Source organism: Lentilactobacillus parabuchneri DSM 5707 = NBRC 107865 (assembly GCF_001435315.1).
GTDB classification, from domain to species: Bacteria; Bacillota; Bacilli; order Lactobacillales; family Lactobacillaceae; genus Lentilactobacillus; species Lentilactobacillus parabuchneri.
In genome coordinates this window covers 1-504 of the sequence record NZ_AZGK01000041.1, presented here as the reverse complement: position 1 = coordinate 504, position 504 = coordinate 1, and the positions used below count along the sequence as shown (strand labels likewise).

Annotated in this window: 1 pseudogene; it reads right to left on the bottom strand. The window is 44.2% G+C overall.

Going from position 1 to position 504, the window contains the following annotated elements:
• Window positions 1–503: pseudogene (locus tag FC51_RS12395) on the bottom strand (hypothetical protein); the annotation flags it as partial.
• Window position 504 lies beyond the last annotated feature (1 nt).

Genomic DNA, 504 nt, shown 5'->3' with positions numbered 1-504 from the left:
TTTTGAGCGTCAGTCAATGCAGTGGTTTGACCCTGAGTATTGATTGAAGTTGAAGATGCTGAAGAACTAGTGTTAGTAGCTGCTGCAGGGGCAGTAGTTGTGCTGTATTGAGCAACACCACCAGCGAATGAAGCAGTGCTCTTACCACCATAGATCCAGCCACGATAAGTCTTATCGAATGATACGACCTTGTAGTAAACAGATCCACGGTTAGTAGTAGCAACTTGGTAAGCACGCCAGTTCTTTTGGCCTTGCTTAGAATCTTTGATTGCAGCTAAAGTAGCTTTAGTAGCGACAACCTTGGCACCTTTCAAGGTACCAGCCTTAGTATAAAGTGCAGATGTACCGGTGACATTTACGTTACGAGTAGTAGCGTCAGTGGTCATCTTTTTGTTCGATGTAACCTTAGCATAGCTTTTAGCTGAAGCAGTGTTAGCGGTAGCTGAACCTGCAACTGCGACGAAGCCTAAAGCAGCCAAGCCTACAAATAATGATTTCTTCAAA